This is a genomic window from Pedobacter sp. Leaf216 (assembly GCF_001421515.1).
Classification (GTDB): domain Bacteria; phylum Bacteroidota; class Bacteroidia; order Sphingobacteriales; family Sphingobacteriaceae; genus Pedobacter.
In genome coordinates, this window is record NZ_LMKM01000005.1 from 77,800 (window position 1) to 101,483 (window position 23,684).

The following is a 23,684-nucleotide window of genomic DNA, read 5'->3' on the forward strand; positions in this document are numbered from 1 at the left end:
CATCTAAAATCGATTTAGAACTGTCGTTTTTTAACACTACAAATATTTCTAAAAAGTGTAACGTATTTCTTACAAAACATTAGGATTTGTGAAAATGCATATTTATTATTGTAATGTAATATAATTTTTACAATGCTAAATTATTTTCTATCCAAACCAGCTGATGACTTTTTGCGTCGAAAATTTTATCAAGACAATCGCTTTGTATTATTTATCTGGGTACTGATTACACTCATATTTGTAATTGATTCATGGGCAACTCATCGGTATAACAATTATCTTATTTTTGAGAATACTTTCAGAAACCTGATACATGAAAGATCGTTTTATGGCTTTTACCCGGAGCTGCACGATGATGCGAACCATTATGGCCCTATTTTTAGTGTGCTTATAGCCCCATTTGCCTTAATGCACAATTGGATCGGGTTATTATTCTGGAATCTTTTTAATTGCTTTTTACTCTTTAAAGCCATTCAAACTTTGCCTTTAAGTGAAGATAAAAAGGTGATGATTGGTTACATTGCCGTGCCTTGTTTAATCGAATCCATGCTCAATCAGCAATTTAATGCCGGAGCCGGGGCTTTAATGATTTTAAGTTATACTCAAATCAATAAAGATAAAGGAATCTGGTCTGCACTCTGTATTGTGCTAGGTACGTTTATTAAACTTTACGGTATAGTGGGCCTGGTATTCTTCTTCTTTGCCAAAAAAAAGCCTGCATTTATAATGTGGCTCTTAATGTGGTCGGTTGTCCTTTTTTTACTGCCAATGTTGTTTGCTTCTCCAGGTTTTATTGTGCACAGTTATGTTGATTGGAAAAATTCGTTGGTAGGGAAAAACATGTATAACGTTACCGGCATAGGCATAGATATTTCGATAATGGGTTTTTTCCGTCAATTATTCAATCTGCCTAAAATACCCAACCTGCTTTTTATAGGCTTGGGTGCACTATTGTTTATGTTGCCTTTTAGCCGCATTTCCAATTTTCATAAGCCCAAATTTCAGTTGATGATCCTCTCTTCAGTATTGTTGTTTCCAATCCTTTTTAGTACTGGGGCTGAAGATTGTACATTCATCATTTCTATAACCGGTGTGGGCATTTGGTATATAAAAGAAAATAATAAACCCCTAAAAAATGTTTTATTGCCAATTTTACTGTTCACCGCCTGTAATTTCCCATTATTGCTTTTTCCAACCTATGCAAAAGCACATCGCTTATCGTTAGCTATACTTAGCTTCCCATATTTTTTGGTGTGGTTAAGAATTATTTACAATTCAACCAAAAATAGTTTCGCCTTTGCAGAAGAAACAGAACCAGAAATGGTATCTGCGCTGATAGATTAAGTTTAATTTTTATTTTTTTTAGGTTTTTATATCCGTTTGCATAAACGGGTATTAAAACCTTTTTTGTTTTTAAGCTGTTTTATAGCTGTCTAATCAAAATTATTATGGATGATAAACTAAAAAATGGAAATGCTGATCGCACCAGGATCAACATCAATGAAGGTTATGAGCTAGATTATTGGTCGAACAAATTTGGCGTAAGCAAAGATAAACTCAAGGCAGTAGTAGAAACTGTTGGTACCTCTGCGCGTGCAGTTGAAGATTATTTAAAAAAATAAAGAAGTAAATATGAGTCTGGAAAAATATGTTGCCAAGCGTGATTTCTCTAAAACTGCCGAGCCTAAATCGGGTAAAAGCAATGATCGGAATAAGTTACATTTTGTGATTCAAAAACATGATGCATCCCGTTTGCACTATGATTTCAGACTCGAAATGGACGGTGTATTAAAAAGTTGGGCCGTACCAAAGGGCCCATCAACCGATCCAAAAAACAAGCGTTTAGCCATGATGGTAGAAGACCATCCTTATGATTATAAAGATTTCGAAGGCATTATCCCTCAGGGCGAATATGGTGGCGGAACAGTTATTGTATGGGATGAAGGCACTTATGAGCCTATTGAAGCCATTAAGGGGAAAAAAGCACAGGAGAAGCATCTTTTGGGCCAGTTAAAAGATGGCTCATTAAAAATAAAATTGAATGGAGAGAAGCTTCGCGGAGAATTTGCTCTTGTTAAAACCCATGGCATGGGCGAAAACGGCTGGTTGCTAATTAAACATAAAGATGATTATGCCTCTACAAAAGATATAACAAAAGAAGATAAATCTGTTCTTTCGGGAAAAACCATTGAAAAAATGGAGAAAACATCAGATAAAGTTTGGAAAGAAGGAAAAGAGCAGAATTTGAAACCCGAAAAAAAAAAGACTGAGCAAAATACCACCAAACAAACCAAGCCGGTTGGAGAAGAAGCTACAGTTGATGTAAAGGCAATACTTAAGAAAGCAACAAAGTCGCCTATTCCAAAAAATATTAAGCCCATGTTGGCCACATTGGTTGATGAGCCATTTGATGATCCAAACTGGCAATATGAGGTAAAGTGGGACGGTTACCGCGCTTTGGCGTTTATCAATAAAGGTAATGTCGACATATTTTCAAGAAACAATAAATCCTTTAACGAAAAATTTTATCCAATCTATGATTTGCTTAAAGATTGGAAAATCAATGCCGTTATAGATGGTGAAATCCTGGTATTAAATGATAAAGGCATATCCAATTTTGGTTCATTACAGAACTGGAGGAGTGAGGCCGATGGAGAACTTGTATTTTATGTTTTCGATATTTTATGGTACGAAGGCAAAAACCTGATGGAACTTCCTTTGTACCAACGCCAGGCCGTATTAAATGAGGTACTGCCAACTGACGATGACCGTGTGCGTTTAGGGAAAGTTTTTAAAGCAAGTGGCGTTGATTTCTTCCATGCCGCTGAAAAAATGGGCTTAGAAGGGATTATTGCTAAAAAAACGGACAGCACCTATGCTACAGACCGAAGATCAAAAGAGTGGCTTAAAATTAAGGTGCACAAACGGCAGGAAGTGGTAATTGCAGGTTTCACCAAAAACGAAGACACTTCAAAATCATTCAGCTCATTATTGTTAGGGGTATATGAAAAAGGGAAATTGCAATATGTTGGTAAGGTAGGTACAGGTTTTTCTGATAAATTACAAAAATCAATGATGGAGCAATTTAAACCCCTTATTGTTGATAAAGCCCCTTTCGAAAGTATTCCCGATGTAAATAAACCTTCACGTTTCAGGCCAAATCCGCCAAAAGCAAAAGCCACCTGGCTTAAGCCTGAACTGGTATGCGAAGTGGCCTTTACGGAGGTTACTGATGATGGTGTATTCCGACATCCTTCCTTTCAGGGAATGCGCGAAGATAAAAAAGCCAAAGATGTAATCCGCGAGGAAGAAACAGCAACCGCCGAAATTGTGGCTGACGATAAAAACGATGATCAGCATGCTAAAGCAATTACACCACCAAAAGGAAAGCAGCCCAAAACACTTTTAAACCCTAAAGATGAAACTCAGGTAAGAAAAATTAAAGGTCACGAACTGAAGTTTACCAACCTGAGTAAAATTTACTGGCCGGAAGATAAGGTAACTAAAAGGGACATGTTTAATTACTATTATCAGGTAGCAGAATATATAATGCCTTATTTAAAAGACCGGCCGCAGTCGCTCAACCGCTTTCCCGGAGGCATACATGGCCCAAGCTTTTATCAAAAGGATGTAAGAGGTAAAGCTCCTGATTGGGTTAAAACCTTTCCATATGAAACCAGTGATGGAGAGAAAAAAGAATATCTGGTTGGCACAGATGAAGCATCACTGTTATGGATGGCCAGTTTAGGATGTATCGAAATGAATCCCTGGTTTAGCCGTGCGCAAAGTCCAGATAACCCTGATTATTGTGTTATAGATTTGGATCCCGACAAAAATACCTTTGATCAGGTAATAGAGGCAGCACTCGAAACCAAAAAGGTATTGGATGCCTTGGATGTACCAAGTTTTTGCAAAACATCAGGTTCAACAGGTATGCACATATATATCCCCTTAAATGCAAAATATAGTTACGATCAAAGTCAGATGTTTGCCAAGATTGTGGTTAACCTCGTTCACAACCAAATTCCCGATTTTACTTCGCTTGAACGAATGATTGCTGCCCGTAAAGGTAAAATGTATTTAGATTTCTTACAAAACAGGCCAGGGGCAACCATTGCAGGACCATATTCTTTACGACCAAAAATTGGAGCTACGGTATCTATGCCTTTGCACTGGTATGAAGTAAAACCAGGTTTGAAAATGAAAGATTTTAATATTTTTAATGCAATCGACCGTTTAAAAGTTGAAGGCGATTTGTTTAAAGGCGTATTGGGTAAAGGAATCGACCTGAAAAAGGCAATTGGTAAAGCCAAAAGTGTTTTCGGATAAAACATTAATCTTTTGGACCTTTCCTTATATTTGAAAAAAATTAAAAAATGATCGCACACCACGTTTTATTCTGGCTTAAAGCCGATACCACAGATGAGCAAAAAGTTGCTTTTCGCAATAGTTTACAAACATTAGAAAACATTGAAGTTGTTAAAACTTTTCACATTGGCGTACCTGCACCAATTGAGCGCGCTGTGGTAGATACCACTTATACCTTTAGCCTGTTATTGTTGTTTAACGATCTGGCTGCACATGATGTTTACCAGGTACACCCTTTGCACAAGGCTTTCTTGGATGAATTTAAGGTTTATTTTGATAAGGTGATCATTTACGACGCCGCCTAAATAGAATGCCTCCGAACAATTCGGAGGCATTTTTGCTTAATGCGTTTTCCGCTATAATTGCTGACAAAAGCTACCAATTTGTATCCCTGTTACTTAATAATAAGTAATTTGTGATCCTTCAAAACCAAAATCTTTATGATTGCGTAAATATTTCAAATGGCAATCTCATGGAAAAAAACCCTACATTAATTAAAAGAGCATCTATTAGCGTAAATCTCTTGGATAGTATTAGAATAGGCGATTTATTAGCTGATGAATATGGAAAATCAGGTAAGGTTTGTGAAATCGAAAAGATTAAACGCCATGGCGAATTTTATTATTATTTTAAACTGCTCAAATCAGGTACCATACTGATTATTCTTTAGTACTCAATTCAGCTTAACAAATTAATTATATTAGCGTTATGAGAAAATATCTTTTAGCAATTGGTTTTGTATTGCTAATTAATTATGCTGGTATAGCGCAAACCATAAAAGGGAATTACGCTATAAAAAATGTTCAAACCGGGCAATTGCTGAGGGTAAAAGATGCCAGCAATAAAAATGGAACACCTTTAGTGGCTTACGATCCGCAGAATTGGAAATGTATGACCTGGAATTTTATCAACGTAGAAGGAAATAACTACCACTTAAAAAATCTATTAACCGGAAAAACCTTTCAACCCAAGCAAGCTGATATTGCTTTGGAAGAACAGCCTTTAGCTTTAGGAAATAATAAGCAGCAATATGAATTTGAGCCTGCCGGAAAAGATACTTACCTGATTAAGCTTAAGGGAACTGAGTTGTACCTCACACCTGAAGATAAAGAAGGGAAAAGCAATTCTGCCATTATTCTGGCGAAAAAATCAAATACAAAAGACCAGCAATGGACAATCTATGCACAATCTCCCACCATGTAAAACTAAAAAAGCTTCAAATCTACCGATCTGAAGCTTTTTTTAATTGTTTGTAATGCTTAAAATTTATAAGATAAAGTTGTCGTAAACTGGCGTGGTGGAATTGGATTCACACTGTAGTTTTCATGCACAAAATAGTTTAGCTCGTTGGTAATGTTAGAAATCTTTGCCAACAATGAAATTTTTCTCCAGTTGTAACCGGCAGATAAATCGAAAGTGGTAAAAGCACTTAACGGAATTAACCTGCTGTATGCTTGTATTTTTGTGTCGTTATAGCCACCATTACGTGCACCTGTGTAATAAGCTGAAGCACCTAGTTTTAAACCTTTAACACTTCCTTCCTGGAAAGTATAAAATAAGGTGCCGTTGGCTGTGTTTTTGGTAGAACCAACCAATCTTTGGCCTTCTATTACACCACCCAATGTAACTGTTCTTGTATCGTTTGGCTTTGTAGGTGTTGGTGCTGGTACGGTAAAAACTGTTTTATCCCGGGTTTCGGTGTAGCGGATAAAGTTATAGCTATAACCAGCTATAAAGTTTAATCCTTTAACAATAGTACCGGTAATATCAAGTTCCAAACCATCACTCAATGATTTTCCGCTAAGTTCTTTGATGTTTGTATCACCATTTGGTGCGCCTTGAGCATTAATTAACGCTTGCTGTGCAAATTTATCATTGGCAATTCTGTACCAGGTTAAATTAACCGATAACCTGCCTTTAAACAGATCGTTTTTAACACCAGCCTCATATTGCTGCAACGTTGATGGGTCTAAAGGGGCTAAATTAATATCCGTTCCGGTATTTTGAACAAAATTGCTCGAATAACTGGCATAAATAGACGTAGTTTTTAATGGTTGGTAAATTAAACCAAATTTTGGAGTAAAAGCACTTTCAACTTTAGAATTATTTAAGCTGTTTACACTTAAAGTTTGTACACCTGTTGCTAAAGTTGTTGTAACCGTTCTTGGTGTTTTTTGGAAAGTATAGCGTACACCTGCAAGTACTTTAAACTGATCAGTTATTGAAACTAAATCCTGTACAAAAGCTCCCATGCGGTATAATGGAGCAAATACTTCCGAAATTGTATTAACTGTAGGCTCAATTCCTGAACCGTAATAAGTAGAAGGATCAAGTAAGTTTACATTACCATAATTGAAACTGGTTAAGTTATTGTTGAATGTAAACCCGCCACTTGTAGTGCGCGATTGATCAGCATCTGCACCAACCAATAAAGTATGGGTAATGTTTCCGGTTTTAAAATAACCATTTAAGTTTATCTGCTCATTATAAGTAAACTCTTTCGTTTTAGAGCGGGTTACATTACGGGCAGCAAAGCCATAAGGAAGCGGATTTGTAGCTACTTTAGTATCTGCAAACGGGCGTTCAGCACTAAAATAATTACGGTTGTACGATTGTAAGTTGGCCAGTATGTTCAGCTTCCAATTGTCATTAAATTTATGGTTTATGTTTAGCTGCGAAGTAACTGTGTTTGTTTTATTGTATGCCCATGGCGCATTTACAAAAGCTTTACGGCCTATATCTGCAATCTGATTTTCAACCGTTCCTATACCAAAATCGGGTGTCATATTGCTCTTTAAATAGTCGCCTTGTAATAAGATGTCTGTTTTATCGCTAATTTTATAAAGTAAAGATGGATTAACATAAATCCGGTTAGAATTTACGCTGTTTCTAAAACTGGCCGCATCTTCATAAGTACCAATTACCCTGAAAGCTAAATTTTTGGTAATCGGGCCGTAAATATCTGCTGTAGGTTTGTACATGTCGTAGCTCCCTGCACGCATGGAAACTTCACCACCATACTCAAATTTTGGTTTTTTTGTTACCAAATTAACTACTGCTCCACCGCTTACACCACCATAAAGCAATGCTGCGCTTCCTTTTAAAACCTCAACCGATTCTAATGTACTGGTTTCGGGCATGCCACCACTGGTTGCACGAGAGCCATTTTTAAATACGTTGTTTGCACCTAAACTATAACCGCGGGCAAAAAAAGTTTCGCCACTCACTGAACCACGGTTTTCACCAAAAGCAACCCCGTTTACATTTTTAAGCACATCGCTTAAGCGGTTGGCTTGTATATCGGTAATCACCTGGTTTCCGATAATCTGTACGGCTTGTGGTAAATCCATTGGTGCAATTGCTATTTTACCCAGGTTTACCGGCTTTCTGTTGGGTGTTTTGTAACCATTAATGGCAACCTCATTTAATTGTGAAGAAGATTCGGCAATGGTAAAATCAGCATTTACGTTTTGGCCAGCTGTAATGGTGATTGATTTTTCTTGCGCAGCTATTCCAATAGCTGATGTTTTAATGGTGTATGTGCCCGGAGCTATATTTTTGATGGTAAAATTACCTTTTTCATCAGTTTGAGTAGTTTTGTTTGTGTTTTTTAATCCAACACTTACATATCCGGCCGGATTGCCATCACTTGTTTTAATGGTACCGGAAACCGATCCGTTTTTAGTTTGTGCCATTGTAGTTACTGCGAAGAACAGAAACAAGGCTATAAAATTTAAAAAGAAGGTATATTTTCTATTCATTTTTATTTAGATTAATTCTTAGTTGGCGCAAAGGAACTATTTTTGACGCGGATTATCAAAATTATTTTTATTTATTCTAAATAAGATTAAAACATTAGTCTGTATTAAAAAACACGCTATGTGGTGGAATGCGTATATTAGAATGTTCTAAATCGAATTATGCCAAGTAATCAAGACCATTTTTATTCAAATCTTGCTGTAAATAAAATTCCTCTAGCGCAGTTATTGCTAAAAAATAACTTGTTTAAGGAAATACCTGAAGATTGGCATGTAATTATTACCGATATAAAAAGTTCAACCGTGGCTGTTAATTCGGGGCTGCACGAAACCGTAAATTTAATTGCTACAGGAAGTATTGTTACAGTGCTCAACATTGCTTTTAAGGCCAATATTCTTGTTCCTTTTTTCTTCGGTGGTGATGGAGCCACATTTATTGTTCCGGCCAGTATGGTAGCTGAGGTAATGAAATCCTTGTTGAAATACCAGGAAAACACCCTGCAAAATTTTAATCTTGATTTAAGGGCCGGAATTGTTGCAGTAGAAAAAATATACCATAAAGGCCATCAACTTAAAATCAGCAGATACAGCAATTCAGGAACACTTTCCATTCCCATTGTTTTAGGCGATGGACTTGCCTATGCAGAGCAAATTATCAAGGGAGATGATTACCTTTTATCTGGCCATGATCCATCAAGCGATGAAATAGATTTAAGCGGTATGCAGTGCCGCTGGGACAAAATTGAACCACCCGAAAATAGTGAAGAGGTGGTAACACTTATCGTAATTGCACAAAAATGTGCTGAACAAGCAGAAGTGTTTAGTAAAGTTATTCGTCATCTCGATCAGATTTATGGTACCGCAGAAAAACGGCAGCCAATTTCTGTATCGAAACTTATTTTTAGAACCAGCTTTAATAGTTTGGGTAAAGAGATGAAACACCGTTTAGGTAAGGTTAAAATTTTCGAATTAATTAAATCCTGGTTCATCAATGTTTATGGCTACATCTACTTTAGAACCGAAAGCGGTAAAAATTACCTGAAACAACTGGTAGAAATGTCGGATACATTGGTAATTGACGGAAGAATTAATACGGTGATTACCGGAACAGAAAAACAGCGTTTGGCATTGCAGAAAGAATTGGATAAAATTGAAAAAGATGGCCGTATTTTATATGCCCTTTATGTAAGTGGCGAATCGATTATGTCGTGCTATGTTAGGGATTTAGATGATGATCACATTCATTTTGTTGATGGTGCTGAGGGAGGTTATACGCAGGCCGCCAGTGTGTTGAAACAAAAAATAAAGGATAAATTGGTTACAACTGAATAGATTTTGGAAAAACCCGGCTAAGATCAATCATTCCATATAGCAGGAATATTCAAATAAAAAACACAATCTCAAATGCTTATTTGTTGTTATCAAATGAGCATTTCATCGGTAAACCCTGTAAATGGGGCAATCATTAAAACCTATCAGGAAGATTCGGAAGAATCAATCAGTCAGAAAATAGAGCAGGTTCATCAATCCTGGCTAAAATATAAAGATACAGACTTTAAAAGTCGCGGCAATTTACTCTTGCAGGTATCTAAACTATTAATTGAGCGTAAAAACCACCTGGCCGAACTTATGGCCTTAGAAATGGGAAAACCATTAAAAGATGGTATGGCTGAGGTACTTAAATGTGCATCGGTTTGTGAGTATTATGCTAAAAATGGAGCTGAATTCCTTTCCGATCAGGTAGTTAAAACAAGTGCAGCCAAAAGTTATGTCAGTTTTCAACCCATAGGGGTAGTGCTGGCCATTATGCCATGGAATTTTCCTTTTTGGCAAGTGTTCCGGTTTTTAGCCCCTGCACTAATGGCCGGCAATTGCGGCGTTTTAAAACATTCTTCGGGCGTTACCGACTGCGCAATCGAGATTGAAAAAGTAATCGTAGATGCAGGTTTTCCAGCCAATGTATTTAAAACACTGGTTTGCAGTAGCAAAGCCATACCGAAAGTAATCGAAAATCCATACATCAAAGCAGTTACCCTAACGGGAAGTACCGAAGCTGGACAAAAAGTAGCTGAACAGGCCGGGCAATTAATTAAAAAAACTGTTTTAGAACTAGGTGGGAGCGACCCTTACCTCATTTTAGCAGATGCTGACTTAGAAAAAGCAGCCAAAATTTGTGCTAATGCCAGGTTAATCAATAACGGCCAAAGTTGTATTGCGGCCAAAAGATTCATTGTGGTAAAATCTGTTGCCGAAAAATTTACACAACTGTTTAAAATAGAAATGGAAAGTAAAACAACTGGCGACCCATTAAGGGAGGAAAATGATTTGGGACCAATGGCTCGAGCAGAGCTGCGGGATGAATTGCATCAACAAGTTTTGAAAAGCATTGAACAAGGCGCAAAATGCATTTTAGGTGGTGAAATTCCAAAAATGGATGGCAAACATGCTTATTACCAGCCAACAATATTAGTTGACGTTACAAAGGGCGTACTGGCTTATCATGAAGAGATATTCGGGCCTGTAGCCGCTGTTATCACCGCAGAAGATACTGAAGATGCCATCAATATTGCAAATGATACCAATTTCGGATTGGGTGCAGCTGTTTTTACAGAAAATTTGGAACTGGCGGAAGATATTGCCAGGAACAAACTGGCCGCTGGTTCTTGTTTCGTAAATGAGGGAGTGAAATCTGATCCGGCTTTGCCTTTTGGTGGCATTAACCAATCTGGTTATGGTCGCGAATTGGGAATGTTTGGCATCCATGAATTTGTAAATATTAAAACTGTTTATATTAAATAATTGAATACATATGAAAGCGATAAGAATCCATGAGCATGGCGGCCCCGAGGTTTTATCAATTGATGAAATACCGGTACCCCAACCTGCGGCAGATGAAGTGTTGATTAAAGTACATGCTACAAGTGTAAATCCGGTAGATTGGAAAATAAGGGAAGGACTACGGAAAGAAAAATTTCCTTCAAAATTACCACTTACATTGGGCTGGGATGTTTCCGGAACAATAGAAGAAATCGGTAATAAAGTAAGCGGTTTTAGAAAAGGCGACGAGGTTTACGGCAGGCCCGACCCAACAAAAAATGGCGCTTATGCCGAATATATTGTGGTAAAATCGAATATTATTGGTTTTAAGCCTTCAAGCATTGGGCATACAGAAGCAGCAGCGGTACCCTTGGCTGGTTTAACGGCATGGCAAGGACTTTTTGATCATGGATTGTTAAAAGCGGAGCAAAAAGTGTTGATTCACGCAGCGGCTGGTGGAGTTGGCACATATGCCGTTCAATTTGCCAAATGGAAAGGTGCACATGTAATCGGCACCGCCTCAAGCGCAAACATAGATTTTTTAAAACGTTTGGGTGCCGATGAAGTAATTGATTATAAAATGGAAGATTTTGAATCTATTTTGAGCGATGTTGATCTTGTACTGGATACCATAGGTGGAGATACACAGTTAAAATCTTTGAATATCCTTAAAGAGGGCGGGCGGGTAATTACCACTTTAATGCCCGAATTTACTGCAGAGGCTAAAGCGAAAAAGCTACATTTAACGGGTTTTATGGCACAATCTATCCCAGCTCAATTGGCAGAAATTGCAGCATTGATCGATTCAGGAAAGGTTAAACCCATTATAGATAAAGTTTTGCCTTTTACCAGTGCAAGGCAGGCTCAAACCGAAAGTGAACAGGGCCATACCCGTGGAAAAATTGTGTTGCAGGTGATTTAACTCAAAAGTTTGGTGTTTATTCAACACTATATGAAAATAAATGAAAATGGCTCAATTGGTGTGTTTTTTGTATACCAATTGAGCTGTTTTACTCCAGGTAGATATCTTCGCTAACATCCCGCTCTACTACATTTGCAGATTGTGGCTGAATGATCACAAATTTGATAACAGTATACTCTGATTTAATTCTATCCCTCAACCGATCGATAGCATTGGTTAAATCTGTTGTATTTAATTCCGCTTTAAAGGTAAGAATGAGCACCAATAACACCTCTTTTGGTGATTGATATTGGGAAAGGATACTGGTAACAGTTATAACATCACCATCATTTTCTACCAACTCTTTAATCTTCTGTTGCGTTTCGGTTGTTAATCCTTCACCCATCAGCAAACTCCTGCTTTCTCTTGCCAGGATAAATGAAACAAAAATCAGTAATGTACCTACAAAAACAGAAGCTAATCCATCTAAAAATGGCATATTGAGGTTATGGCTAAGCACCATGAAAATAAATACAATTAATAAGCCCAATACGGCTGCACCATCTTCAAACAGTACCAAAAAACCCGATGGATCTTTACTTTTGATAATGGCTTTCCACCACGGTAAACCTTTCCTGGTTTTGTCAAATTCTTTCATGGCCACGATCAGTGAAGCACCTTCGAAAATAAACGACAAACCCAATACCACATAATTCCATGTAGGGTTGCTCAATGTTTCGGGATGGCGAATATGTGAAATGCCCTGAGAAATAGATACTACGCCACCAAGGCCAAAAATCATGATGGAAACAATGAACGACCAGAAATACAATTCTTTCCCGTAACCAAATGGGCGGGATTTATCTGGTGGTTTAACGCTTCTTTTTAAACCATAAAGCAATAATAATTGGTTGCTCGTATCAACAGTAGAGTGGATGCCTTCGGCAATCATTGATGAGCTATTGGTAAAAGCGCCTGCAATAAATTTGGTAACTGCAATTAATAAATTGGCCGCTAAGGCACTATAAATAGAATTGTTGGCTCTTGCCATAAATTTAAGAAATGTAAAGGATTTATTTCTTAAACGATTTTTATGAGATTTGGTTTTAAATCGAAATGTTTAGCAAAATCGTTATCTCGTAAAGGCTTTTGGCAAAAAAGCAATCTTAAAATCACAACCCGAGTGCGCTTTAAGATTGCTCCATGTTTGTAAATAAAAACGCTCTACCAAACCCTTTAGTGCTATTTGCATGTTAACTGGGTTTAGTTTAGGGTGTTTCTAACTTAATATTTCATCAATCAGCTGTATTTCAGCAGCACTAAATACTATGTTATCTAAAGCTTTAATTGAATCTGTAATTTGTTCTGGCTTGCTGGCACCTATCAATACAGTCATAATGCGATTGTCTTTCAATATCCAAGATAAAGCCATATGTGCTAATTTTTGTCCTCTCGACCTTGCTACCTCATTTAACTTGCCAATTACTTCCAGTTTTTCGGGCGTTATGTTACTTTCTTTCAAAAACACACCACTGGTTGCTACTCTTGAATCGGCAGGGATACCGTGCAAATATTTATCGGTAAGCAGCCCTTGCGCCAAAGGAGAAAATGGGATACAACCTACACCATTATCTGCCAAAACAGCTAATAAACCATCCTCTACCCAGCGTTCAAACATCGAATACTTTGGCTGGTGGATTAAACAGGGTGTGCCATTATCTTTTAAAATTTTAATTGCTTTTGCAGCTTCATCGGCTCTGTAATTTGAAATACCCACATAAAGCGCTTTTCCTTGCTGAACCATTAAACTTAATGCGCCCATGGTTTCTTCAAGTGGTGTTTCTGGATCGGGGCGATGGTGATAAAAAATATCAACATAATCCAATTTCATGCGTTTTAAGCTTTGATCCAGGCTCGAAACCAGGTATTTTTTTGATCCCCAGTCTCCATAAGGGCCATCCCACATGGTATAACCAGCTTTGCTTGAGATAATCATTTCATCACGATACCCTTTAAAATCTTCGTGTAAAATTTTTCCGAAAACTTCTTCAGCAGAACCTGGAGGCGGGCCATAATTATTGGCTAAATCGAAATGGGTAATTCCATTGTTAAAAGCAGTATAGATTAAATTCTTGCTATTTTCAAAAACGTTTACATGTCCGAAATTATGCCATAAGCCCAAAGATATAGCTGGCAATTTGATGCCACTGTTTCCGCAACGGCGATAAAGCATTTTATCGTAACGGTCTGTTGAAATTTTTTGATTCATATTTGGGATTTGATTGCCACAATAATAATCAGTTTAAGCGGATTTTAATTAAAAATGCCATAAAATTTATGTCTTAAACAGTGGTGATTCGCGAAATTATTAATCGGGAGGGGTTTCCGCTTAATGTGCGCCTGTTTCTTGCCGAACCAATAACCGGCTTTATAACTCCGAAAAGATGTTAAATTTAATAAAGGGATAAAGAATGATAATGAAACTTGTAAGAAAATTTAATGTTTCTACATTTTGTGATCACTATTTCTACAAATCGTCTCATTGATACGATTCAAGTAAATTATTCTTTACTATCTGCATTTTGAATCTTCTAAATCGTTTTATTTGTAAAGTTAAGTGATATACTTATATTTAAAAACTTAAATAATTCTAAACCAAGTATTCCATTTTATGAAATTAAAATCATTAGCGGGCTTCGGCGTTCTGGCTGCAATTGGATTTGCATCTTGCCAATCTGAAACAAAAAAATCTTCATCAACTGATAGTTTAAAAAGCGACTCTGCCGCAGTTGTAAAACTTGTTGCAGATTCCTTTAAAAAAGAAATTGATGGTAAGCAAACTGCCCTTTATACCTTAAAAAATAAAAATAATGCTGAAGCCGTTTTTACTAATTATGGTGGGCGCATAGTTAGTTTACTGGTGCCAAATAAAGATGGAAAGCTGGTAGATGTAGTGGTGGGTTTTAAAAGTGTAAACGATTACGAAAAATCAACAGAACCCTATTTTGGAGCAACAATTGGAAGGTATGGCAACAGAATAGCTAAGGGTAAATTTACGCTGGAAGGGAAAACGTATTCATTATTTACCAATAATGGACAAAACACGCTCCATGGCGGCAAAAAAGGCTTTCAATATGTGGTTTGGGATGCTACACAACCCAATGCAAATACTTTGGTGCTTCACTATTTATCAAAAGATGGCGACGAAAATTTTCCTGGTAATTTAGATGTTAAGGTTACTTATACACTTACTGATGACAATGAATTGAAAATGGATTATGAAGCTAAAACAGATAAAACAACGGTTGTAAATTTAACAAACCATGCCTTTTTTAATTTAAATGGAGATGGGAGCGGTGAAATTTTAAATCACGAGGTACAAATTTATGCGGATGAATATACTCCTGTTGATTCGACCTTGATTCCTACCGGCAAAATTGAAAAAGTTGCAGGAACGCCCTTCGATTTTACTAAAGCAACTGCCATTGGTGCACGCATAAACGATAAAAATGAGCAATTAACTTTCGGAAAAGGTTACGATCATAATTATGTACTGAATAAAACAAAGGCAATGGGCATGTTTCATGCAGCTACGGTTAAAGGAGATAAATCGGGAATTGTAATGGATATTTATACACAAGAACCTGGTTTACAGTTTTATAGCGGAAACTTTATGCAAAGCAAAAACACTTTTAAAACCGGTGCGAAAGATGATTTCAGAACAGCTATTGCGATGGAAACCCAACATTTTCCAGATTCTCCAAATCAACCAGCATTCCCGTCTACAGTTTTAAAACCCGGGCAGGTATATAAAACAAGCTCGATTTACAAATTTACCAAATAATCGTTTTGGCGATCCCTACATCTCAATGATGATAACATGAGTATGCGGCCTGTAGCAATACGGGCCGTATTTTTTAAAAAAGTTCCTGCAATATAGGATCAGTATAATCTTCTATAAAAGCGATGATATTATTATAAGCACCAAATTCTTCTTTTGTATGCATGGTAGTTAAGGCTACACACCTCATCCCTGCATTTTGTGCCGCTTCTACACCTTTTGGTGCATCTTCAAATACAATACATCCCTCAGCACTTATACCTAAAATTTCTGCTCCTTTAGTAAAAGTTTCAGGGTCGGGTTTACTGTTTACTACATCTTCAGCACTTACTATCGTTTTAAAATACGAACGGATATTTAAGTTATCCAACACAAAATTAATGTTGAAAGGTATAGCCGCTGAACCAATTGCCATTTGGATACCTGATTGTTTTGCCTTTTCCAAAAAATCGCCCAAACCTGCAATTAAGGTTAAGTGCTTTTTGTAAGCTGCCTGGTACCTGTGCTCTTTTTCGATAGAAATCTGATCTATTTGTTCCTGTGAGAAATGACCAACCCCAAAAACGCGTTCCAAAAGATCCTGATTTTTTCCATACATCTGCTTTTTAACAGCATCGAAGCTGATACTTGCACCTAAATCCTGGGTAAGGATGTTATGCCATGCATGATTGTGAAAAGCCATGTCGTTAATCATGGTGCCATTAAGATCGAAAAGAAAAGCTTTCGGTTTATTATTAGTCATGACAACAAAACTATCAGATTTTTTTTATGATTTTGTCAAAACATGGTTATCATGTTAAAATTTAACAAATAATCTATTTTTCTAATTGAAATTAGGTCTGAAGTACAAAATTAATTCTCCACAACAGTAATTTTTAGGCGGTTGCATTCGTTTTGATATTTGGAAATCCCGTATACAAGTAATAGCTTGCATCTTATTACCAATTGGGACATAATGTTATGACTGCTGCCAATCATGAAAGTGATCTTTTAATTAGTTATCTAAATGGATTGCAGCCGCTTAGCAAAGAAATTGTCGACCGCGCAAAAGCTGAAACATTTAAAATCTCTGTCCGTAAAAATGAAATCCTCCATTGTGTAAATGATATTGAGGGAGATTGTCTTTTTTTTATTTTAAAGGGCTTGGTAAGGGGCTTTATTGTTGATGAAGGCAAAGATATTACTGCCTGGTTAACGGCCGAAAATCATTTAATCGGAAGTATCCGAAATCCGGGTACACTCATTGCAACTTACAAAGAACAATATCAGGCATTGGAAGATTCAGAGTTGCTGATACTTCCTTATCGTTTTATCGACGAGATTTATGTTGAATTCCCTGAAACCAATATTTTAGCCCGTAAATTGTTGGCGATACATTATCACCAGTCTCAGGAACGTTCCATCCTGTCGCGTATTCCTTCTGCAGAAGCCCGTTATAAACAGTTTAATGTTGGGCATCCCACAATAAAATCGAGGGTTCCACTAAAGTTTTTGGCCAGTTATCTAGGCATGCGGATCGAAACCCTGAGCAGAATCAGGAAGAAAAACAAACCCGAAAAAGAAAAGTAATGTTATGTTTTTTTCTTGTTGAAATAAAAATAACAAAGCGGAAAAAGACAGATTATTCCCAATAAAAAGCCACCTACAGTATCTGTAAACCAATGTGCACCAAGATAAATCCGTGATGGAGCAATGGTAAAAACCAGAAACGCTGATAGGTAGGTAACCACATTTTTAGTCACTTTAGGAATGTTTTTAGCTGTGTTCATGATGATTATCAAAAATCCGAAAAAGAGTGTGTACGAAAGCACGTGTCCGCTTGGATAACTTTGAAAACGGTTTACTTCCACTAACCGAACATAAAATGCAGTAGGGCGGGGGCGGTTAATTATATTTTTAATGCCCAGGATAATTAGTCCTGAAAGTAAAACAGTAGATATAAACGTGCCTTCACGTTTGTATTTTTTCCAGTAGAATATACCGGCTACAATTAAAACTGAAAGCAAAGAATAGGGGAGTTCGCCAAAAAAACTAATGGCCAGCATTACCTTATCCAACCAATCTGCATGAAATTGCTGAATAAACAAGGAAATTTTAATGTCGAAAGCTAAAATAGGATGGTTTGCTATAAAAATACTTAAAAAAGTGAATGCAGCTATAAGAATAATCAAGGCTACAATAAGTGTATTGCGTTTTAAAAAAGTGGGCATAGGCAGATCGAAAACCAAAACTATGAATTTTAAACTAAATGATACATAATATAGATTTTTTAAAGATTAAAATCCCTCATCATCCAGCATAATCTATATAATTTATCGAGTACAGCATACGTAATGTTCATCTTTGTTGATTTATTTATTGGTTATTCAGTAGAATAAAAAATACAGTCTGCAAAAATATTCATCAAGGAAATAAAACTATTCATCAAGGAAATACACCTATATGTATAACCTGTTATGAAATATGGAAAGGAATTCTAATCTTCACAGTAGATAATAAGGATATCTATGCTTACGAGGTCGGCAGGATTAATTTCCTGCCGACTGAAGAGGCACCAAAATCGACATTTTTTCCTAAAATAATAGCTTTGTATTAACGCTCCAGCCAAGCCCACCTCCTAAAAACTAGGAGGGGCCTAGGTTGATTAGATTTCTCTTTTTTTTAACCAAATATTTTTGTTAAACAATTTGCTTTTTTGAGGGGTTTCTTAAATATGGAATCAAAACCATATCCTGAGGAATCGATTAAAATACCACGCTTTGAAGAGCACGCTGGTTTTTATACTACATCCAAAAGGAGTAGTAATATGGCAAAGATTAAGGCGAAAAATAGTTTGCCCGAGTTAAAACTGAGAAAAGCACTTTGGGCAAAGCGAATCCGTTTCAGAATTCATCCGAAAAATATTCCTGGCAAGCCTGATCTTATCATCAATAAATACCGGTTGGCCATATTTGTAGATGGAGATTTTTGGCACGGATACAATTGGGAAGAAAAGAAAACTGCTTTAAAAACAAATTCTAAATTTTGGATTCCAAAAATTGAGCGGAATATGCAAAGAGATCAACAAGTTAACCAGCAGCTAAATGCGAAAGGTTATACTGTAATGCGGTTTTGGGAGCACGATATAGAAAAGAAACTGGCCAGTTGCGTTAATCAGGTTTTACTTTATGTTGAGGCTGCTAAAACAGCCATCATACCTCGTTTTGATGGTTAATGAAGCTATTTTACTATAATCTGTTTCGGATCAGTTACTACAATCTGTTTTTTTCCTTTAAACTCGCTTACAATTCCGGTTACACAAATTTTATTTCCCATAAACATTGTTGAAGGCTCAGAAGGGAATTTGGCAATATCTTCTTTATTTACCACAACAGTAATCAGTTCTTTTGGAAAGGCACCACCCAAATTAATCAGGGTTAGTTTGTCCAGGGCTTTTGTGCTGTACACAGAATCGCAGATGGTTACATTTTTACCTAAATAATCAGCAGCATCTTTAGCCAACACTAAGGTTTGGCTTTTTGCGTAAAATGCTACGCCACAAAGCAAAAAAAGGAGAGATAATTTTTTCATAAATGGGATGATTTTGATGAAAATGGTTTAACAAAGGTAAGGTGAATTTAATATAAACCAAGCGTTATAAAAAAACGGGTAGAAATACTATGTGTGAAGGGTTTTATGTGAACCTTTAATTTAGTGAATTCTATTATTTTCGATTTTGCGCGTTTTAGGTAGATTTTGGTTTTAGTAAATTTGTAAATGATACGAAGTAATTTTTGTCGCTATTCAGTTAATATCCGTAATTTGCTTCTTTAATTTGCAAAAGGCAAACCCTAATTCTGATGAAAACCAAGCTATTTTCTTTTATATTTTTCTTAGTGTTTGTAATTCAGTTATATGCAGAATATGCCAATAATGTTAATCTGCGTAATTTTTCAAAACCGCTCATTGCAATAGTGCTTTTGGTTTGGCTTTTCTTGAGTACAAATCTGAAAGGCCGTTTTCATAAAAGAATTTTTACGGGATTAATCTTTGCATTGGTGGGAGATATTTTGCTGATGCTGCAAAACGGTAAACCGAGTCTTTTCATTTATGGACTTATTGCTTTTCTAGTTTGCCATATCTTTTACATCAGGGCTTTTACGCTTGATCATAAATCCAATCCAAGTCATAAAACGCCATATTTTTTATGGGCTGTTGGGGCATTTGCAATATTTTGCTCAGGTTTGTTTTTTTATTTGCAGCCAAAGCTTGGGGCAATGCAATTTCCGGTATTAATGTATGCAATTATCATCTGCATCATGGTGCTTATGGCCGTTAACCGTTACGGAAAAGTGAATATTTTTAGCTTTAAACTGATTTTATACGGGGCACTGTTTTTCCTGTTATCAGATAGTGCATTAGCCGTAAATAAATTTGCGCAACCCATTCCACAAGGCGGGGCTTTAATTATGGCCAGTTATATGATTGCGCAGTATTTAATTGTTTATGGAACAGTATCCCGGCAACTTGTGGTTACCAGAACCGAAATTTAATTTATCATGTAGGTGATATAAAGTTCTGATATTAATTATTTCTTCTCCTTATCCAAAACTGTAAAAATCTGTACCAACCTTTCTCCATTTTCATCCACCAAAGTTAAAGTATGTTTACCTGGTGCCGGACTAATGGCCAATTGATGAAAATTTGTTGTTGTAGCTACATATTCATTATCAATATGCCAGTAAATTTTCGAACTCGAATTCCGATGTGCTGCGTTTAATACAATTTTGCCTCTGGTGCCATCCAGTTCAATAGGAATATATACTATAGCGTTATTTTTAGGGTATATTACTTCCATTACGCTGTTTCCTCCTGCGGTATTGCACCCTTCTTTAAAAGGCGGAAGGTTTTTGTAATCGCTATTTTTTATTTTATAGTAATATTCCATCGCGGGCGGTAAAATAAACCAGCTTTTGTGTTGCATATTGGTAACACTTTCACATTGATCGGTAACCCTGTAACTTCCTGATTGATCCAGATGAACTAACTTATGATAAGGACAAACCGACGTTTTTTCTCCCGCAGATGGAACCATTTCTTCATTAACGTTTGTGCAATATTCGCCAGCTTTATAACCACTCTGTTTGCATATTCTAATTTTTTTGAGTTTGGTTACTGGTGTTTCAAACCATTTTCCATTGGGTAATAATCTAAAAATATCGAATAAAACGGGTGCTGCGGCTTCAATGCCTACCAAGCCTGGCCTGCCTTCGCCGTCGGCATTTCCTACCCATACGCACACTACATAATTGGGTGTCAACCCTATCGCCCAGGCATCACGGAAGCCGAAACTGGTTCCTGTTTTCCAGGCTACTCTTTGCGAGGAAGAAAATTGTTCCCATAAGCCTTCATCTCCAGGACGCATAACCTCCTCCATCGCATTAAAGGTTGCCCATATCGAACCATGATCTAAAAAAGAATTGCGTTGATAATCTTTTTCTGCTTTTTCATTCCTTTTAAAATAGGTGGCTGGTTTGTAATCTTCTGGATTGTAAAGTCCTTTATAAGTGTTAAAATGATTTAGCGTGCGCACCATACCCATATAAGTATTGGCAAGATCCCACATTGTAACTTCACTGCCGCCTAATATTAATGATAAACCGTAATGATCTGCAGGTTGATTTAAAGTGCTTATTCCAAGTTTTTTTAGCTTATCGTAAAAACGTTCATATTTGTATTGTTGCAACATTTTTACTGCAGGGATATTTAATGAGCGGCTTAATGCTTTGTCTGCAGCAATAGCTCCATCATATCCCAGATCATAGTTTTGAGGCGAATAACCTGCAATCTGAGTGGGGATATCTGGGATTAAAGTGTGTGGTAAAATAAAGCCATCATTCATCATACTTGCATATAAAAGTGGCTTTAAGGTACTCCCAGGACTACGTGGCGCTTTAATCATATCAACATGACTTTGCAAGTCGGCATTTTCCGGTTGATAAATATTTCCTACGTAACTTACTACCTCTCCCGTTTTTGCATCAAGTACCAAGGCCGATATATTGTTGATATCGTTTGCACGATAGCGGTTATTGTACCTTTTTAAAATGGCATTAACCTTAAGTTGGATATTTTCATCCAAAGTGGAGGTGATTTTAGTTGAAAAGAGCGCTAAACTCGCTTTTTCTGCCTTGAATCGGTTTAAAAGGTGCGGTGCATTTTGAGGTAAGGGCATGGGTTTGCCTGGAACAGGTTCTAATTTAGATAAATTGGCGGTTGCCTGATCAATGTATTTTAATTGAGCGAGTTTATCCAATAGATCGTTCCTTTTTTTTATCAATCGTGTGGCGTTTTTACCTGGATGCACCAACGACGGACTGTTTGGGAGAACGGCCAACGTTGCCATTTCCCCCCATGAAAGCGTTTTTGCATTGCGGCCGTAATATCGCCAGCTTGCTGCTTCCAATCCAACCACATTGCTTCCAAATGGTGCATTTGCAGCATATAAACCAATTATTTCTTCTTTAGAATAAGTTGTTTCCAATCGAATGGCTAAAATTACCTCTACTAACTTTTGCCAAACTGTTCGGTTTTGTTTCCGCGACAAGCGGATTACCTGCATGGTTAATGTACTTCCTCCACTTACCACACTCTTCGCATTCCAGTTTTGCCGCATTGCCCTGCTCATGGCCAAAAAATCGATGCCGAAGTGATTGTAGAACCGTTTATCTTCAAAAGCGATAATACAATCCTTAAATTTTATGGGTACGCTATCTGCAACCGGGAATCGCCACTGCCCATCGCTTGCAATTGCAGCACTAAGTAAATTACCATTGCTGGCTTCAATTACGTAGGAAGTTGGAGTTTTGAATAGTTTAGAAGGCAGTGAAAACAGAAATGCCAAAAGCAAAGCAAAACAAATGAGATCGGAAATGAGGAATGCTTTTGGAGTTTTGATCATTTTTGATTTTTTCTGTTGCAAGCTAGAAGGTTCCTAAAACCTACGAGGTTTAAACTAGTTAGATTTCGGTCAGTGGAGACATGAACCGAGGCTTCTGTTTTTATTTTATGCCGCGGTTAGTATTCTTTTAAGTCATGGTCAGCCAATTTAACCTATTGATTTTAATTATAAACACTCATCTAACTTCTCGATAAGCCATTTATTTATTTTTATAAAATAGCGCAATGTGGAATAGATAAGTATTTGTTCGCTTGGGTTTTATGGATATGATCAATGCGGGCCTTAAATAATATTCAATCAAATTATTTATCAAGTGCTTTATTTAACAATGCTTCAAAAACTGGCTGAAAATATGTTAAAACTTTATCATTTATTAGTTTATAATTTTCTTTATCAAAAACCACATCATCAAATTTTTGATTTTTGTAACTATTTGTTAGAACTACTTTAAAATCACTGCTTCCTTTCAAATACCTAATTATTGAAAAGTTATAGAACAATATCGGTCGCTTATCATACATACTCAATGTTGCAATACCAAAATCATGATGAAAGCCATAAAACATTTGCCTTGGGTCTGCCATTTTATAAGAATTTTTTTTTCTAATTATTATAATTTGATTTAGGTTATTTTTAATGCAGAACTCTTCTGCATAAGCAACCATTTTTTTGTATTTATATCGCCTATCAAAATATTCAAGTTCTTTAAAATCAAAATTTTCAAATTGTTCATTTTGAACGTTTTGCTTATTTAAATAAGCAGTTAAATACGTCAATACATTAAAATCTAGATCATTTTCTGCAAGTACCTTTGGATTTAATGCCCCTTTTAGGTAAACATAACCCATTTGGTAATTAATGTCTGATACGATTCCGGTTTTTTGTGCAATGGAACACAACGGAATGAGAAAAATTAAAATTGTAAATGTAGTTTTCATTTTACTTAGTTCTATTTATTTCGCCAAAACCGATTTTATCTTATTAAGCTGTGGTTTGTATGTTGACGAATCATCAAATAGGTTTAAACTTGTTAAATTTCGGTCCGTGGAGACACGGACC

At 36.6% G+C, this 23,684-nt stretch carries 21 protein-coding genes; 13 read left to right on the plus strand and 8 right to left on the minus strand.

The genetic code is table 11. The annotated features are described in order from the left end of the window. Window positions 1-132 precede the first annotated feature (132 nt). From ASE74_RS04050 to ASE74_RS04070, 6 genes are all read left to right on the plus strand, one after another. Window positions 133-1,344, plus strand: a complete 1,212-nt coding sequence (locus tag ASE74_RS04050) for a glycosyltransferase family 87 protein (protein WP_055904539.1) — start codon at window positions 133-135, stop codon at window positions 1,342-1,344. Between the two features lie 104 nt (window positions 1,345-1,448). Further along, window positions 1,449-1,622 (plus strand): DUF3606 domain-containing protein, encoded by a 174-nt coding sequence (locus ASE74_RS24310; RefSeq protein WP_200912259.1) that lies wholly within the window; start codon window positions 1,449-1,451, stop codon window positions 1,620-1,622. Between the two features lie 10 nt (window positions 1,623-1,632). After that, window positions 1,633-4,329: a DNA ligase D gene (gene ligD / locus ASE74_RS04055; protein ID WP_055904542.1), complete on the plus strand. Its 2,697-nt coding sequence runs from the start codon at window positions 1,633-1,635 to the stop codon at window positions 4,327-4,329. A 47-nt stretch (window positions 4,330-4,376) separates the two neighbouring features. Further along, window positions 4,377-4,673 carry a Dabb family protein gene (locus ASE74_RS04060; protein WP_055904545.1) on the plus strand — a complete coding sequence of 99 codons (297 nt, stop codon included), beginning with the start codon at window positions 4,377-4,379 and terminating at the stop codon, window positions 4,671-4,673. Between the two features lie 167 nt (window positions 4,674-4,840). After that, entirely contained in the window at window positions 4,841-5,038 is a 198-nt protein-coding gene (locus ASE74_RS04065) for a hypothetical protein (RefSeq protein WP_157255337.1), read from the plus strand. 38 nt (window positions 5,039-5,076) lie between these two features. Then, on the plus strand, window positions 5,077-5,571 hold the full coding sequence (locus ASE74_RS04070; protein WP_055904551.1) for an RICIN domain-containing protein: 495 nt from the start codon (window positions 5,077-5,079) through the stop codon (window positions 5,569-5,571). Between the two features lie 56 nt (window positions 5,572-5,627). On the opposite strand, the gene ASE74_RS04075 is transcribed toward ASE74_RS04070, so the two are convergent. Then, window positions 5,628-8,129 (minus strand): TonB-dependent receptor, encoded by a 2,502-nt coding sequence (locus ASE74_RS04075; protein ID WP_055904554.1) that lies wholly within the window; start codon window positions 8,127-8,129, stop codon window positions 5,628-5,630. A gap of 159 nt (window positions 8,130-8,288) precedes the next feature. Between ASE74_RS04075 and ASE74_RS04080 the strand changes: the two genes are divergently transcribed. The 3 genes from ASE74_RS04080 to ASE74_RS04090 all read left to right on the plus strand — a co-directional run bounded on the left by ASE74_RS04080 (window position 8,289) and on the right by ASE74_RS04090 (window position 11,865). Next, a complete protein-coding gene (locus ASE74_RS04080) occupies window positions 8,289-9,458 on the plus strand; it encodes a DUF3095 domain-containing protein (protein ID WP_055904557.1) in 1,170 nt (389 codons plus the stop codon). Between the two features lie 93 nt (window positions 9,459-9,551). Next, window positions 9,552-10,925 (plus strand): NAD-dependent succinate-semialdehyde dehydrogenase, encoded by a 1,374-nt coding sequence (locus ASE74_RS04085; RefSeq protein ID WP_055904561.1) that lies wholly within the window; start codon window positions 9,552-9,554, stop codon window positions 10,923-10,925. 10 nt (window positions 10,926-10,935) lie between these two features. Further along, window positions 10,936-11,865: an NADP-dependent oxidoreductase gene (locus ASE74_RS04090; RefSeq protein WP_055904564.1), complete on the plus strand. Its 930-nt coding sequence runs from the start codon at window positions 10,936-10,938 to the stop codon at window positions 11,863-11,865. Window positions 11,866-11,953: 88 nt separating this feature from the next. Here the strand turns inward: ASE74_RS04090 and ASE74_RS04095 are convergent, their stop codons facing one another. Together ASE74_RS04095 and mgrA are read right to left on the minus strand one after the other, a co-directional pair. Beyond that, the gene (locus ASE74_RS04095) at window positions 11,954-12,895 is read right to left on the minus strand and encodes a cation diffusion facilitator family transporter (RefSeq protein WP_055904567.1); all 942 of its coding nucleotides are present in this window, start codon (window positions 12,893-12,895) and stop codon (window positions 11,954-11,956) included. 228 nt (window positions 12,896-13,123) lie between these two features. Next, window positions 13,124-14,113: an L-glyceraldehyde 3-phosphate reductase gene (gene mgrA, locus ASE74_RS04100; RefSeq protein WP_055904570.1), complete on the minus strand. Its 990-nt coding sequence runs from the start codon at window positions 14,111-14,113 to the stop codon at window positions 13,124-13,126. 402 nt (window positions 14,114-14,515) lie between these two features. On the opposite strand from mgrA, the gene ASE74_RS04105 reads away from it, so the two are divergent. Beyond that, window positions 14,516-15,688, plus strand: coding sequence for an aldose epimerase family protein (locus ASE74_RS04105; RefSeq protein WP_055904573.1), 1,173 nt, complete (start codon window positions 14,516-14,518; stop codon window positions 15,686-15,688). A gap of 73 nt (window positions 15,689-15,761) precedes the next feature. Here ASE74_RS04105 and ASE74_RS04110 read toward each other — a convergent pair whose 3' ends face one another. Beyond that, on the minus strand, window positions 15,762-16,427 hold the full coding sequence (locus ASE74_RS04110) for an HAD family phosphatase (RefSeq protein WP_055904576.1): 666 nt from the start codon (window positions 16,425-16,427) through the stop codon (window positions 15,762-15,764). 218 nt (window positions 16,428-16,645) lie between these two features. Between ASE74_RS04110 and ASE74_RS04115 the strand changes: the two genes are divergently transcribed. Further along, window positions 16,646-17,254, plus strand: a complete 609-nt coding sequence (locus ASE74_RS04115) for a Crp/Fnr family transcriptional regulator (RefSeq protein WP_055904579.1) — start codon at window positions 16,646-16,648, stop codon at window positions 17,252-17,254. Between the two features lie 2 nt (window positions 17,255-17,256). Here the strand turns inward: ASE74_RS04115 and ASE74_RS04120 are convergent, their stop codons facing one another. Next, the gene (locus tag ASE74_RS04120) at window positions 17,257-17,913 is read right to left on the minus strand and encodes a phosphatase PAP2 family protein (protein WP_157255338.1); all 657 of its coding nucleotides are present in this window, start codon (window positions 17,911-17,913) and stop codon (window positions 17,257-17,259) included. A 485-nt stretch (window positions 17,914-18,398) separates the two neighbouring features. Between ASE74_RS04120 and ASE74_RS04125 the strand changes: the two genes are divergently transcribed. Continuing rightward, window positions 18,399-18,899 (plus strand): very short patch repair endonuclease, encoded by a 501-nt coding sequence (locus tag ASE74_RS04125; RefSeq protein WP_055904585.1) that lies wholly within the window; start codon window positions 18,399-18,401, stop codon window positions 18,897-18,899. Window positions 18,900-18,904: 5 nt separating this feature from the next. Here the strand turns inward: ASE74_RS04125 and ASE74_RS04130 are convergent, their stop codons facing one another. Continuing rightward, window positions 18,905-19,255 (minus strand): hypothetical protein, encoded by a 351-nt coding sequence (locus ASE74_RS04130; protein WP_055904588.1) that lies wholly within the window; start codon window positions 19,253-19,255, stop codon window positions 18,905-18,907. Window positions 19,256-19,524: 269 nt separating this feature from the next. On the opposite strand from ASE74_RS04130, the gene ASE74_RS04135 reads away from it, so the two are divergent. Next, on the plus strand, window positions 19,525-20,217 hold the full coding sequence (locus ASE74_RS04135; RefSeq protein WP_055904591.1) for a lysoplasmalogenase: 693 nt from the start codon (window positions 19,525-19,527) through the stop codon (window positions 20,215-20,217). Between the two features lie 35 nt (window positions 20,218-20,252). On the opposite strand, the gene pbpC is transcribed toward ASE74_RS04135, so the two are convergent. Both pbpC and ASE74_RS04145 read right to left on the minus strand, forming a co-directional pair. Beyond that, window positions 20,253-22,625 (minus strand): penicillin-binding protein 1C, encoded by a 2,373-nt coding sequence (pbpC, locus tag ASE74_RS04140; protein WP_055904594.1) that lies wholly within the window; start codon window positions 22,623-22,625, stop codon window positions 20,253-20,255. Window positions 22,626-22,927: 302 nt separating this feature from the next. Then, window positions 22,928-23,563, minus strand: a complete 636-nt coding sequence (locus ASE74_RS04145; protein ID WP_055904597.1) for a hypothetical protein — start codon at window positions 23,561-23,563, stop codon at window positions 22,928-22,930. Window positions 23,564-23,684: the final 121 nt, after the last annotated feature.